Raw genomic sequence first — 12,699 nt, forward strand, 5'->3', positions numbered from 1 at the left:
GATGACCGACCGGCCCGGCCGTACGTCGAGACGGTTATGACGGTCAGATCCACCGGCACGGGAATTGTCGACACGATCGTGGTCGGCGGCGGGGCCGGTGGATTGGCCGCCGCCTGGCATCTGCGGGAACGCGATCGCCGGTTCGTGGTGCTCGACGGCGGTTCTCCCGGCGACTCCTGGCGCCGGCGGTACGACAGCCTTCGCCTCTTCACCCCGGCCCGCTTCTGCGCGCTGCCGGGACTTCCCTTCCCCGAGCCGGCCGACGTGCATCCCGGCAAGGAGGAGATGGCGGACTATCTGGCCCGATACGTTCAGCACCACGACCTGCCGGTGCGCTCGGGCGTCACCGTCACCCATCACCGGCGCACCAGTGGCCGCCATCACCTCGTCACCACCGGCGGCGAGTACGAGGCGCGTCGCCTGATCGTGGCCACCGGCGCCCTCCAGCGGCCCCGGACACCCGCCTTGGCGGCGTCTCTGGACGCGAGTGTCCGCCAGATCCATTCATCGGCCTATCGACGCCCGAGCGACGTCCCGCCCGGTCCGGTGCTCGTCGTCGGCGCCGGGCCCGCGGGCGCGGACATAGCGCTCGACCTGATTGCCGGCCACGACGTCTGGCTGGCCGGGCCCAGTACGGGGCACGTACCCGTACGCGTCGTCCGGAGCCGGCTGGTCCGCAGCCTCCTCTACCCACGCCAGGTTCCGCCAGGGCCGCTCGGCCGGCTGCTTCGCACGCGTCTGGTCGATCACGGTGGTCCGCTGATCTGGCAGAGCGAGGCGACTCTGCGCGATGCCGGCATCCGCCGCGTGCCCCGCGTGACGGCCATCCGCGAGGGCTTTCCCCAATTGGCTGACGGCCGCGTGCTGCGTCCCTCCACCGTCATCTGGTGCACTGGCCTGCGCCCCGATCACCAATGGCTGGACCCGCGGGCGCTCGGCCCGGACGGCCATCCCCGGCACCGCCGGGGTATCTCGGCGACCATCGCCGGTCTGGCCTTCGTCGGGCTGCCGCTGCAGCACACGTTCGGCTCGGGCTTCCTGTCCGGCATGGACGGCGACGCCGCGTACGTCATCGAGCACCTGCCCTGAACCACGCCGCCTGGACGCGGGTTCATCAAGGGGAGTCCGGGCGGCTTTCCTCCAGGGCGGCCGTCGCCTCGCGGAGCAGGCGGCGAGCCGTCCGGCGGCCTCCGGCGCCCTTGGCCATGGCCGGGGGCGGCACGACCACGACGGGGCAGGCGGCGTGGCGCACGCACGCCCGCACCGTTCTCCCGCCCGGCCAGCGACGTCCGGTCCCGACCACCAGCAGGTCGCGGGGTGAGGTGACGCTTTCCCTGAGTACGACGCCGGGCACGCCCTCGCCCGTACGCCGGACGACGGTCAGGCCCGCCGGCATGGCCGGGGCTGCTTCCTCGAAGGCCTCGGCGATGATCTGCCGGGACGGGTCGGGCAAGGTGCCTTCGTACTGCCAGAAGGAGGGCTCGTAATCCCCGGAGGACCAGGCCCAGGTGCTCTGGCCGTCCCAGGCCCGCACCGCGATCAGCGGCGCCTCCCGGCGGCGGGCCTCCGTCACCGCGAACCGCAGTGCTTCGAGCCCGGCCAGCGACAGAGAGACGCCCACGATGACCTTGCCCTGCTCACCCGGACGCGGTTCGGCGGGGTTCGAGCCGTCGCCCGGGAGGAACCGGTGGTATCGGGGAGGCGGGCCGTCGTCGCTTCTCACGTGGTTTCCCTCCGCGGACACCGCCGGTCAGTCGGTCAGGCGTACGGGCAGGCGCAGCGGGCCGCGCATCATCCCGTTCGGGATCCACGGCACCTCGGCGAGCGGGATCCCCGGGCGCAGCCGCGGAAAGCGCCGCAGCAGGGCGCCGATGGCGATGCTCGCCTCGGTCCGGGCCAGTGGCGCGCCGACGCAGTGGTGGATGCCGTGCCCGAAGGCGAGGTGCCGCGCGTTCGCCCGGGTCACATCGAGCTTCGCCGGGTCGGCCACGCCGTCCTGCGGGGCGTCGCGGCTGGCCGCGCCCAGATAGACGACGACCAGGTCACCGCGCCGGATTCGTACCCCACCGAGCTCGAGATCCTCGGCCGCGAAGCGGAACGTGGACTGCTCGACCGACGAGTCGAGGCGCAGGAACTCCTCGACCGCCCCGGTGATGAGGTCGGGCCGGGAGCGCAGCAGCAACGCCTGTTCCGGCTGACGGAACAGCGCCACCATGGCGTTGCCGAGCAGATTGACGGTCGTGTCGTGGCCGGCCACCACGAGCAGGCCGGCCATCGCGATCAGCTCGACGTGCGAGAGCCGGCCGTCTTCCTTGGTCTGCTGAGCGATCAGGTCGGACAGCAGGTCGTCGGACGGCTCGGCGCGCTTGCGGTCGACGAGCTCGGTCAGATAGCGGTTGAAGCGCAGGCCGTTCTCCCGCTGCTCCGGCGAGGGGATGCCGACCAGTGCCCGCGACCAGTCCCGGAAGTCGGCCCGCTCGCCGGCCGGCACGCCGAGCAGCTCACAGATGACGGTCATCGGCAGGGGCGCGCAGTAGGCCTCCACCAGATCCACCTCGTCGTGAGCCGCCATCGCGTCGAGGAGCTCGCCGGCGATCGCCCGCACGCGGCCGGCTAGCAGCTCGGTGCGGCGAGCGCTGAACACCGGCGCCACCAGCCGGCGCAGCCGCGTGTGGTTCGGCGGGTCGGAGAAGAGCATGGAACCCCCGAAACCCTCACCCACCCGATGCGAGGTGATACCGGCCGCTTCCAGCGCCGCGATCGCGGGCTCGGGGTTCTTCAGCAGCTGGGGGTGGGTGAGGGCGGCGCGGGACTCGGCGTACGACAGCACGGCCCAGGCGTCGAGGCCGCTACCCAGCCGCACCCGTCGGACCGGCCCACCGGCCCGCAGTTCGGCCAGCGCGGCCGGCGCGTCGGCCTTGAACTCCGCGGTGATGGTGGCGACCGGCCGGCGCGACTCGTCCTCGGCCGCCGTGGTGTCCTGCATGCTGTCGTCGTCCCTTCCCGCATCTACGTTCCATACGGCAGAACGTGGGAACCACCGACGAGTTCATCGCGGCCCCCGCGACCTTCGTCAGGTCACCGGCGGCAGTGCCGGGCCGGTGGTGCCGAGCTGCTCGGTCGCGATGATCGGCGGCACCGGCCAGGTCACCCCGGGCGGCGGGAACTTCTGCCCGGTCCGGGCCAGGAACTCCGCGGGCGGTTCGTAGAGCGGCGGCTGCTGCCCATCAGGGATCATGCTGACCCAGTCGACACCGCTCGTACGCTCCTGGAACTCCTTTTTCATGCGGGCGAGCAGGGCTGGTTGCTCGATCAGGTCGACCGCCGCCGCGGACAGGTAACGGGCGGCCGACAGCATCGCCTGGTGCCCGATGTTGGTCGCCGCGGTGGCGGTGAACGCCCAGTTGTGGTTGGTCAGCCCGGGCGGGAAGGCGGCCGCGAGCAGCACCGCCGTCGGGGCCTTCCAGCTGATGTCGGCCGTGTCGGTGGACAGACCGCCGGTGTAGGACGCCGCGGGCGGGGTCAGCGGGGCCACGGACATCGGCATGCCGGTCTCCGGTTTGCCGAGCGCCCTCTGCAGGCTCTTGGCCAGTGCCTGGTCGGCCGCGGTGAAGGCCGGCGGCCCGAGCGTGAGCATGTTCTCGTTGAGCAGTTCCGAACCGGTCTTGCTGGCTAGCAGGTTCCACGTGCCCGAGTGGAACCGGTGCACGAGCCGGGTCTGGCTGGCCCGGGCGGCGGCTTCGGCGCAGTCGACGATCTTCTGGTGCAGCACCCGGGCCCGTTCGGGGCTGCCCTCGCGGACGAAGAACCAGATCGAACACATGTCCGGGGTGACGTTGGGCGCGCCGCCGCCGTTGATGATCGCGTAGTGGAACCGCCCGGACGGCGCGACGTTCTTCTCCCGCAGGTACTCGGTCATGGTGGCCATCAGCAACGCACCGTCGAGCCCGCTCTTGTTGCCCAACGGGGAACCGCCGTGCCCCGAGGCGCCCAGGAAGGTGAAGGTGGACGAGATCAGGGCGCTGGTGGTGTTCCAGAACGGCACGGTCGCGTTGAACGGGTGCCAGTCGAGGAAGGCGTCCAGGCCGTCGTAGACGCCGGCCTTCACCGCGTACGCCTTGCCGACCAGGTGCTCCTCGCCGGTCGAGCCGAACAGCTTGACCGTCGCCTCGAGGCCGTTGGCCCGGACCGCCTGAGCGGTGGCGATCGCCGCGGCGGTGCCACCCACGCCGAGCAGATTGTGCCCGTCGCCGTGCCCCGGACCATAGGCCGGCCCGTAGGCGTCGTAGTTGTAGACCATCGGGTCGTGGGTGGCCACTCCCGCTTTCTGCGACAGACCGGGCAGCGCGTCGTACTCGGCGTTGAAGCCCAGTACCGGTCCACCGGAGCCGTACGTGGCCACGAAGGCCGCCGGGAAGCCCGCCGAGCCCCAATCGATGGTGAAGCCGTTCGCCCGCAACAGGTCGGCATGGGCCCGCGACGACTTCCACTCGCGCAGGGACAGCTCGGCATGCTTCCAGATCGTGTCGCTGAGCCCGATCAGCTTGGCCCGGTTGGCCTCGATCCAGGAGAGCGCGGTGTCCTTGGCGGCGGTCCGGCGGGCCAGCCCCATCGGCGGGCGGTAGGTGGCCGGGTCGACGCCGTGCGCCTCGTCGTAGCCGAGCGTCGCGGCCAGAACCGGATCGGCGGCCAGCACTGCCGCGGTGGTCGCGCCCGCGCCCAGGCCGAACATCTTCAGGAGACGACGCCGGCCCTCATCGAAGCGCCGATCTGTTTCATATCGCGAGTTGTCCACACCAGACAGACGAGCCGGCGTGCGGTGGGTTCACCACGATCCGGCCGGCCGCCGCCGCGGTGAACTTTCCTCAGCGAGTGACGTCCTTAGCGGCAGGACCCCCGGGCGACGATCGACTGGTTCCGCCCGGGGAGGCACGGGAAAAGCCGGCGTGCGGAAAGTTCACCGTGAAAGGTGTGGATGTGCGGAAGAAATTAGGATTCTTGGCGGCGCTAGCCGTCCTGGGCGTGGCGGCCGTCGCTCCGCCGGCGTCGGCGAGAAGCGCGAGCGCCGACGGCTGGACGGGGACGTTCGCGACCGCGCCGTGGAGCACCAAGGGGCAGGGCAAGTCGTTCGAGAAGCAGACGCTGCGCCAGATCGTGCGGACGAGCATCGGCGGAACGTCGGCGCGTCTTCAGTTCTCCAACGCCTACGGCAGCGAAGCCGTGACGATCTCCGACGTCCACCTGGCCGACCGGGTCGACGGGCCGGCCGTCGACCCGGCCACCGACCGTGCTGTCACCTTCGGCGGGGATGTCTCGGTCACGATCCCGGCCGGCGGAAAAGCGGTCAGTGACGAGGTCGCCTTCGCGGTGAAGCCGCTCGCCGACGTGACGGTCAGCTTCTACGTCCCGGGCCGGATCCAGGACCCCACGCAGCATCTCGACTCGTTCCAGACCAACTACGTCGCCGACGGGAACGTCGCCGGTGACGCGACTTTGAGCGGCTACACCACCAACGCGAGCTACACCCTGCTGGCCAACCTGGACGTACGCAACAGCGCGGCCGCCGGCGCCGTGGTGACCCTCGGCGCGTCGATCACCGACGGGTACGTGTCGACGTTCGACCAGAACCGTCGCTGGCCCAACGACCTGGCCGTCCGGCTGGCCGCCACCGGCCGCGTGGTCGGGGTGCTCAACCAGGGCATCAGCGGCAACGCCACGCTCGACGACGGTGCCGGGCAGAGCGCGGTTCACCGGTTCACCCGCGATGTGCTCGACCAGCCCGGCGTCACCTGGGCCGTCATCGCCGACACGCCCATCAATGATCTGCTCGGCTTCAACCCACCGACCGGCGCCCGGCTGACCGCGGCCCTCACCGGGCAGATCGGCGCGGCCCACGCCCGGGGCGTACGGGTGCTGTGCGCCACTCTGACGCCGTTCGGCGGCCACGAGCGCTGGACCGAGGCGGCCGAGGCCGCCCGCGGCGAGTACAACGCTTTCGTTCGGGGATCCGGCAGCGGCTGTGACGCCGTCGTGGACTTCGCCACCGCCACACAGGACCCGGCCGACGCGCGGCGCTTTCTTCCCGCCTTCGACATCGGCGACCACCTGCACCCCAACACCGCGGGGCTGCAGGCCATGGCCGACGTGGTCGACCTGAACATCTTCGGCCCGCCCACCGGCCCGGTCGTCACCCCCACCACGGTCATCGCTCTGCGGTCACGGGAGAACAAGAAGATTGTCGCGGCCGAGGCCGGCGGCGAGCAGCCGTTGATCGCCAACCGCGACCCCATCGGCCCCTGGGAGCAGTTCGACCGGATCCCCCAGGCCGACGGCACCTCGGCGCTGCGCGCGCACGCCAACAACAAGTACGTCACCGCCTCCGAGAAGAAGCCGCTCATCGCTTCCGCGACTACGGTCGGCGCCGAACAGCGATTCACTTTCGTGGCCAATGCCGACGGCAGCGTCAGCCTGCGATCGGCGGCCACCGGCCGCTACGTCGCCGCCGAGGCCGCCGGCGCGCAGCCGCTGATCGCCGACCGCGACGCCATCGGGCCCTGGGAACTGTTCGACCTCCTGCCGCAGTAACTCCATACGGCCGGAGAGCAGCGTCACTTTCCGTGAACCCCCTGGCCCGCCCGGCGTCTGAAGCGGTGACAGAGCCGCCAGGACGGAGGTGAACCGGTGGAGCAGGTGCTCGGATACGTGCTGGTCGGCCTGGCCACCGGCAGCACCTACGCCGTGATCGGGCTCGGCATCGCCCTCGTCTATCAGGTCAGCGGCATCATCAACTTCGCTCAGGGTGACTTCGTCATGCTGGGCGGGCTCACCTACGCGGTCGCCGTCGAGTCCGGGGCTCACCCCGTGGCGGCGGCCGCGCTCGCCCTCACCGTCACCGCCGGCTGCGGGGCGGCGCTGCACCTGTTCGTGCTCTCGCCGGCCCGCGACGCCGGGCACGACCGGCTCATCGTGCTGACGATCGGCGCTTCCATTCTGATCCAAGGGCTGGCCCTGCTCGTCTTCGGCGCCGACCAGCACTTCGCGGGATCGTTCGGCGGCGACCATCAGTTCCAGGCGTTCGGGATCAGCATCTCGGCCCAATACCTGTGGTGTGCGGCGGTGGCGGCCGCCGCCGCCACCGCCGTGTGGGCGCTGCTGACCCGGTCGCAAGCGGGCCGGGCCATGCGGGCCCTCGCGGCCGACCGGGAGACCGCCCGCCTCATGGGCGTCGCTCCATTGCGGACCGGCCTGCTCGCCCTGCTGATCGCGGCCGTGCTGGCCGCCATCGGCGGCATCGTGCTGGCGCCCATCCAGCCGCCGGACGCCACGGCCGGGGTTCCGCTGGGGCTCAAGGGCTTCACCGCGGCCGTACTGGGCGGGCTGACCTCTCCGCTGGGCGCCATCGCCGGCGGCCTGCTGGTCGGTGTGGTCGAGGCCGTGGTGACCGGCGTGGTCAGCAGCGGCTACCGCGACGCCATCGTGTACGGCCTGCTCGTCGCCGTGCTGCTGGTACGACCGGGCGGCCTGCTGGTCGCGGCGGTCCGGGAGCGCGTGTGATCGCCCGCCTGCGCCCGTACGCCGGCTATCCGGCCTTCGCCGCCGGGCTGATGCTGGTACCGGCCGTCTTCACCCGGGTGCCGTTCTACACGATGTCGACCGCAGTGCTGATGGTGCTGCTGGCCATCGGCGCGCTCGGCCTCGTCCCGCTGACCGGCCTGGCTCGGCAGGTCTCGATCGGACAGGCGGCGTTCTACGGCATCGGCGGCTACACGTCGGCGCTGTTGAGCACCCGGCTCGGCCTCGGCCCGTGGTGGGGCCTGCTCGCCGGTGCCGCCCTGGCCGCCGCGGTGGCGTGGGCGCTCGGCACGGTCATATTCCGGGCCCAGGGCCACTATCTGTCGCTGGCCACGCTCGCCTTCGGACTGGCCCTGGCCGCCGTGGTCAACGAGCTTCCGGCCACCGGCCGCAACGCCGGTATCAGCGGTCTGCCGCCCTTCCACTTCTTCGGCGCCCGCCTCACCGACGATCTTCCTCTCTACTGGCTGTACGCCGGTCTGCTGGTGGCCGGCACGGTTGCCGTACACCTGCTCGTCCGTTCACAGCTCGGCTCGGCGCTCACCGCGGCCGGAGACAGCCCGGTGGCCGCGGCGGCGGCCGGCATCGACATCGCCGCCCTGCGGCGCACCGCGTTCGTGGTGTCGGCGGTGCTCGCGTCGATAGCCGGCAGTGGCTATGCCCACTGGTTCCGCTACGTGGACCCCAGCATGCTGGGACTGCTCAACTCGGTGCAGTTGCTGATCATCATCACCGTCGGCGGCCGGGAAAGCGTGTGGGGCGCCCCGCTCGGTGCCTTCACCGTGGTCACGCTGACCGAGGTGGTGCGGGGACGGTTGCCCGGCTCCGGAGCGGGGGCCGAGCTCACCGCGTACGGAATCGTCCTGGTCCTGAGTCTGTTGCTGCTGCCGCGCGGGCTCGCCGGGCTGCCGGCCGCGCTGCGCCGCCGGGGAGGCGGCACCCGATGACGTACGCGGAGCTGGAGATTCAGAACCTCACCGTGCGCTTCGGCGGCGTGACGGCGATCGACGGGGTGTCGCTGCGGCACGACACCGGTGGGGTGGTCGGGCTGATCGGCGCCAACGGTGCCGGCAAGACCACCTTTGTCAACGTGCTGTCCGGGGTCGTACGGCCCACCCGCGGGCGGGCCGTGCTCGACGGGAACGAGCTGACTGTGCTGCCGGCGCATCGAATCGCCCGCGCCGGGCTGACCCGCACCTTCCAGAACCTGCGATTGTTCGGCTCGCTCCCGGTCCTCGAACACCTGCTGACGCCGTACGGGGCCCGGCGGCGCGGCCGCAAGCGAGCGCTCGCCCTGCTGGCCGACGTCGGCCTGGCCGGCGCCGAGGATCGGTACCCAGGCGAGCTCTCGTACGGCGAACAGCGCCGCCTGGAGCTGGCCCGTGCCCTCGCCCTCGACCCGCGCGTCATCCTGCTGGACGAGCCGCTCGCCGGGCTGCCCGCCAGCGAGGGCGACGAACTGCTGGACCTGTTCGCCCGGCTGCGCGACGACGGGACCACTCTGCTGCTGGTCGAACACGACGTGCCGAGCGTCCTGCGGATCAGCGACCGCGTCCTGGTGCTCGACCGCGGCCGGCTGCTGGCCGACGGCCCGCCGGCCGCGGTGGCCGCCGATCCGGAGGTCCGGCGTGCCTATCTGGGGGACGGCGATGCCTGACCCCGGCCTGCTGCGACTATCCGGCCTGGCCGCGGGCTACGGCCGGATCGAGGTCCTGCACGGCGTCGATCTCACCGTCGGGGCGGGTGAGGTGGTCTGCCTGATCGGCCGTAACGGCGCCGGCAAGACCACGCTGCTCAAAACGGTGGCCGGTCTGATCCGGCCGACCAGGGGACAGGTGCTGCTGCGCGGCCGGGACATCACCGGCCGCCCGGTGCCGTGGCGCCACCGGGCGGGCGTTTCCCTGGTGCCGGAGGGCCGTCACGTCTTCGCTCCCCTGTCGGTCCACGACAACCTGCTCCTCGGCGGATACGGCCGGCCCCGTCGAGCGGTCACCGCCGCTGTCGCCGAGGTTTACGCCCGCTTCCCTCGCCTGGCCGAGCGGCGCCGGCAGACCGCCGGCACGTTGAGCGGCGGCGAGCAGCAGATGCTCGCGATCGGCCGGGCGCTGATGTCCGCGCCGGCGGTCATCCTGCTCGACGAGCCTTCGCTCGGGCTGGCCCCGCTCGTCGTGAGCGAGGTCGAGACCATCATCGCCGGGCTGGCCGGAGCGGAGGCCGGCGTGCTGCTCGTCGAGCAGAACGCCGCGGTCGCCTTCCGGGTGGCCGACCGCGGCTACCTGATGGAACGCGGGCGCATCACCACATCCGGGCCGAGCGCGATGCTGCGCGGCGACGCGCGCGTGCGCTCGGCATATCTCGGGGCCGATCCGGCCGCCGGGTGAATCACACCGCTAGCTAGGAGAACCACAAAGTGCGACTACGAGGCGTCCTGCCGCTCACTCTGACCGCCGCCGTCCTGGCCACCGTGGCCGGCTGCGCCGCGGACGAGAAGCCGGCCGGTTCCGGCGCGGACGAGATCGTCGTCGGCGCCAGCCTGGAGCTGTCCGGGCCCACGGCGTCGATCGGCACCGCGTACCAGAAGGCGCTCGAACTCAAGGCCGCTCAGCTCAACGAGACCGGGGCGCTCGGTGGCCGCAAGCTCAAGGTCGTCGTGCGCGACAACCGTACGGACAACAACACGTCGGTCACCAACGTCAACGCGCTCATCAAGAACGAGCACGCGAACGCCCTGATCCTCGGCGGATGCAGCGCCTGCGGCCTGGCCGCCCTGCCCACGATCACCGAGAACAAGGTGCCGGCCATCGCGCTCGCGTCGGCCAGCGCCCTGACCAACCCGGTGTCCGAGCGGACGTACCTGTTCAAGATCTCGCCGAACCCGGCCCAGGACGCCACCGTCATCGTCGACGAGCTCAAGCGCAAGAAGCTCGGCAAGATCGGGCTCATCTCCGTCAACAACGTCTACGGCCAGGACGGCCGGAAGTCGGTGACCGAGGCGGCCGGCAAGGCCGGGATCAGCGTCGTGGCAGCCGAGCAGTTCGGCCAGGCCGACACGAGCGTGACGGTCCAGGTCTCCAAGGTCGTGGCGGCCAAGCCGCAGGCGGTGGTCGTCTGGGCCGTCTCCCCGGCCGCCGGCACCGTGGTCAAGGCGCTGCGTGACGCCCGGTACGCCGGCCAGATCTATCTGGACGCGGGCGCGGGCGCCGAGCTGTTCATCAAGGGCGCCGGGGCCGCCGCCGAGGGCACCAACATGGTGTTCCCCCGGGTCCTGGCCACCGACGACATCGACACCGCCACACCGGCCGGCAAGGACCGCAAGGCCTGGGTCGAGGCCTATCAGAAGGCCAACGGCGAATACTCGGGCTTCGCGTCCTTCGCCGCCGACGCTCTGCAGTCCATCGTCGACGCGGTGGGCCGAGCTCAGGGCACCGACTCGCAGAAGATCCGTGACGAGCTCGAGAAGGGGCAGATCGACGGCATCAGCGGGCCGCTGAAGTTCAGCCCCGAGGAGCACTCCGGCCTGCAGCCGGCCGCGCTCGGCATCCTCACCGTACAGAAGAACCGCTGGGTCCTGGCCGACTGACCGAACGCCCCTGGACTCGAGCGTCTGCTCGGGTCCAGGGGCGTTCGAGGCGCTGTCGTCAGGCCGTCTGCCGCACCCGCGCGGCCAGCGCCGGGTCGAACAGCGCCGTGATCGGGTCGAGCATGTTCGCCACCCGCAGGAAGGCCGCGCCGACCCGCGCGTCGGTTGCGGCCGTGGCCCGCAGCAGATCCAGGTACTGCCCGGCCTGCTCCTGCTGGGGGTCCCGCTCCCCCTCGACGCCGGGGAATCGCAGGTCGCTGCCCGCGGCCAGGGCCCACGGCTCAGCCAGCACCCGGGCCGCCCCGGCGAAGTAGCGCGGGGCCAGCCGGTCGAGCCCGCTCGCCAGCAGCGACTCCAGAAGCTCGGCCTCGAGCACGGCCACCGTGATGCCCTGGCCGTAGAGCGGGTTGAAGTTGCCCATCGCGTCGCCGACTACCAGGTAGCCGTCGAGGTAGCGGTCGAGCTTCTCGAAGTGCCGCAGGGAGCTGGCCGGGTTGCGCATCTTGGCCGCCTCGTCGAGGGGGGTGGCCGTACCCAGCACCTCAGCGATCTCGGGGGCGGCCAATGTGGACGCGAAGGCGAGCATGCCCTCGTCGTCGGTGGGCGGCTCGTCACCGAGGATGCCGGCCAGGAACACGGCGATCTGGCCGTTCTCCTGGCGTACGGCGGCGCCGCTGCGGGGGTTCGCCGGGTACGCGCCCGACACGACGGCGTGCCGTCCGCCCGGCTGGCCCGAGGCCTGCTGGAAGTGCCTGGTCACATAGACCACGTTCGTCCGTACGACGGTCTCGTCCGGAGTGGGGTAGCCCAGATCCGCCAGCCAGGTCACCGCGCGCGAGCCACGGCCGGCCGCGTCGATGACCAGATCCGCCTCGATGTCGCGCTCGGGGTCGTGCCCGGCCACGGCCCGCGCCCGTACGCCGGTGATCCGGCCGTCCGCGGTGAGCAGACCGAGCGCCTCGGTCGAGTCGACGACGGTGACGTTCTCCAGTGAGCTCACCCGCCGGCGGATCAGGCCTTCGATCAGCGGCCTGGTGACGAGGTAGTTCGGGGTGTCCGCCGTCCCCCGGGCGAGCTTGTGCCCGTCGAGGTAGTAGTGATAGTCGTACAGCGCGTCGGCCCGGGGCGCCCCGGCCGCGATCAGCTCGTCGAGGATTCCGGGGAACAAGCTCTCCAGACCGGCGGCGCCGCGCGCGGTGACGCCGTGCACGTGCCGGCCCTGCGGAACGCCGCGCCGGGCGACCGGCTCGGCCGGGAGCGCGTCACGGTCGAGGACCGTCACCCGCTCGAACGTGGCGCTCACCGCGCGGGCCGCGAGAAGCCCCGCCACGCTGCCGCCGATGACGACCGCGTGGCGGCCAGGGCGGGTCTCGGATTCGGTCACACCAAAACCTTGTCTTCCGTGAGTGTTGCGACGGACACCTGTTCAGCTACCACTACGTGTTCGTGTCCCGCGGGTTCGGTGTGAACTCCTGCCCGCCTGGCCCGTCTGCCGATTCAGGAAAGTGATGGCCTCTCTCAAGTCGTCAGGCGTACGCCGGATCCCC

The 12,699-nt window shown here is 71.6% G+C and carries 11 protein-coding genes; 7 read left to right on the top strand and 4 right to left on the bottom strand.

Annotated features, from left to right (window positions below):
- Window positions 1-36: 36 nt before the first annotated feature.
- Window positions 37-1,089, top strand: a complete 1,053-nt coding sequence (locus AB0C26_RS45115) for an NAD(P)-binding domain-containing protein (RefSeq protein ID WP_360261181.1) — start codon at window positions 37-39, stop codon at window positions 1,087-1,089.
- A gap of 25 nt (window positions 1,090-1,114) precedes the next feature.
- Here the strand turns inward: AB0C26_RS45115 and AB0C26_RS45120 are convergent, their stop codons facing one another.
- The 3 genes from AB0C26_RS45120 to AB0C26_RS45130 form a co-directional block, all read right to left on the bottom strand.
- Window positions 1,115-1,723, bottom strand: a complete 609-nt coding sequence (locus AB0C26_RS45120) for a universal stress protein (RefSeq protein ID WP_360261183.1) — start codon at window positions 1,721-1,723, stop codon at window positions 1,115-1,117.
- Between the two features lie 27 nt (window positions 1,724-1,750).
- Entirely contained in the window at window positions 1,751-2,986 is a 1,236-nt protein-coding gene (locus tag AB0C26_RS45125; protein ID WP_360261186.1) for a cytochrome P450, read from the bottom strand.
- A gap of 87 nt (window positions 2,987-3,073) precedes the next feature.
- The gene (locus AB0C26_RS45130; RefSeq protein ID WP_360261189.1) at window positions 3,074-4,732 is read right to left on the bottom strand and encodes an amidohydrolase; all 1,659 of its coding nucleotides are present in this window, start codon (window positions 4,730-4,732) and stop codon (window positions 3,074-3,076) included.
- Window positions 4,733-4,998: 266 nt separating this feature from the next.
- Between AB0C26_RS45130 and AB0C26_RS45135 the strand changes: the two genes are divergently transcribed.
- The 6 genes from AB0C26_RS45135 (at window position 4,999) to AB0C26_RS45160 (ending at window position 11,152) form a co-directional block, all read left to right on the top strand.
- On the top strand, window positions 4,999-6,585 hold the full coding sequence (locus AB0C26_RS45135) for a GDSL-type esterase/lipase family protein (protein ID WP_360261191.1): 1,587 nt from the start codon (window positions 4,999-5,001) through the stop codon (window positions 6,583-6,585).
- A 96-nt stretch (window positions 6,586-6,681) separates the two neighbouring features.
- Window positions 6,682-7,554, top strand: coding sequence for a branched-chain amino acid ABC transporter permease (locus AB0C26_RS45140; protein WP_360261194.1), 873 nt, complete (start codon window positions 6,682-6,684; stop codon window positions 7,552-7,554).
- Window positions 7,551-8,519: a branched-chain amino acid ABC transporter permease gene (locus tag AB0C26_RS45145; protein ID WP_360261196.1), complete on the top strand. Its 969-nt coding sequence runs from the start codon at window positions 7,551-7,553 to the stop codon at window positions 8,517-8,519. Before AB0C26_RS45140 ends, AB0C26_RS45145 begins: the two co-directional genes overlap by 4 nt.
- Entirely contained in the window at window positions 8,516-9,229 is a 714-nt protein-coding gene (locus tag AB0C26_RS45150) for an ABC transporter ATP-binding protein (protein WP_360261198.1), read from the top strand. The genes AB0C26_RS45145 and AB0C26_RS45150 overlap by 4 nt, the downstream gene beginning before the upstream one ends.
- Window positions 9,230-9,236: 7 nt before the next feature.
- Window positions 9,237-9,953 (top strand): ABC transporter ATP-binding protein, encoded by a 717-nt coding sequence (locus AB0C26_RS45155; RefSeq protein ID WP_360261206.1) that lies wholly within the window; start codon window positions 9,237-9,239, stop codon window positions 9,951-9,953.
- Between the two features lie 29 nt (window positions 9,954-9,982).
- Window positions 9,983-11,152, top strand: coding sequence for an ABC transporter substrate-binding protein (locus AB0C26_RS45160; protein WP_360261200.1), 1,170 nt, complete (start codon window positions 9,983-9,985; stop codon window positions 11,150-11,152).
- Between the two features lie 58 nt (window positions 11,153-11,210).
- Here AB0C26_RS45160 and AB0C26_RS45165 read toward each other — a convergent pair whose 3' ends face one another.
- The gene (locus tag AB0C26_RS45165) at window positions 11,211-12,536 is read right to left on the bottom strand and encodes an FAD-dependent monooxygenase (protein WP_360261202.1); all 1,326 of its coding nucleotides are present in this window, start codon (window positions 12,534-12,536) and stop codon (window positions 11,211-11,213) included.
- Window positions 12,537-12,699 lie beyond the last annotated feature (163 nt).

The sequence above is a fragment of the Actinoplanes sp. NPDC048796 genome (genome assembly GCF_040650035.1).
Taxonomy (GTDB): domain Bacteria; phylum Actinomycetota; class Actinomycetes; order Mycobacteriales; family Micromonosporaceae; genus Actinoplanes.

Excerpts from the sequence above, each read along its gene's own strand:
- AB0C26_RS45130 (WP_360261189.1), bottom strand. The coding sequence starts at position 4,732 with ATGTTCGGCCTGGGCGCGGGCGCGACCACCGCGGCAGTGCTGGCCGCC.
- AB0C26_RS45150 (WP_360261198.1), top strand. The coding sequence starts at position 8,516 with ATGACGTACGCGGAGCTGGAGATTCAGAACCTCACCGTGCGCTTCGGC.
- AB0C26_RS45125 (WP_360261186.1), bottom strand. The coding sequence starts at position 2,986 with ATGCAGGACACCACGGCGGCCGAGGACGAGTCGCGCCGGCCGGTCGCC.
- AB0C26_RS45115 (WP_360261181.1), top strand. The coding sequence starts at position 37 with ATGACGGTCAGATCCACCGGCACGGGAATTGTCGACACGATCGTGGTC.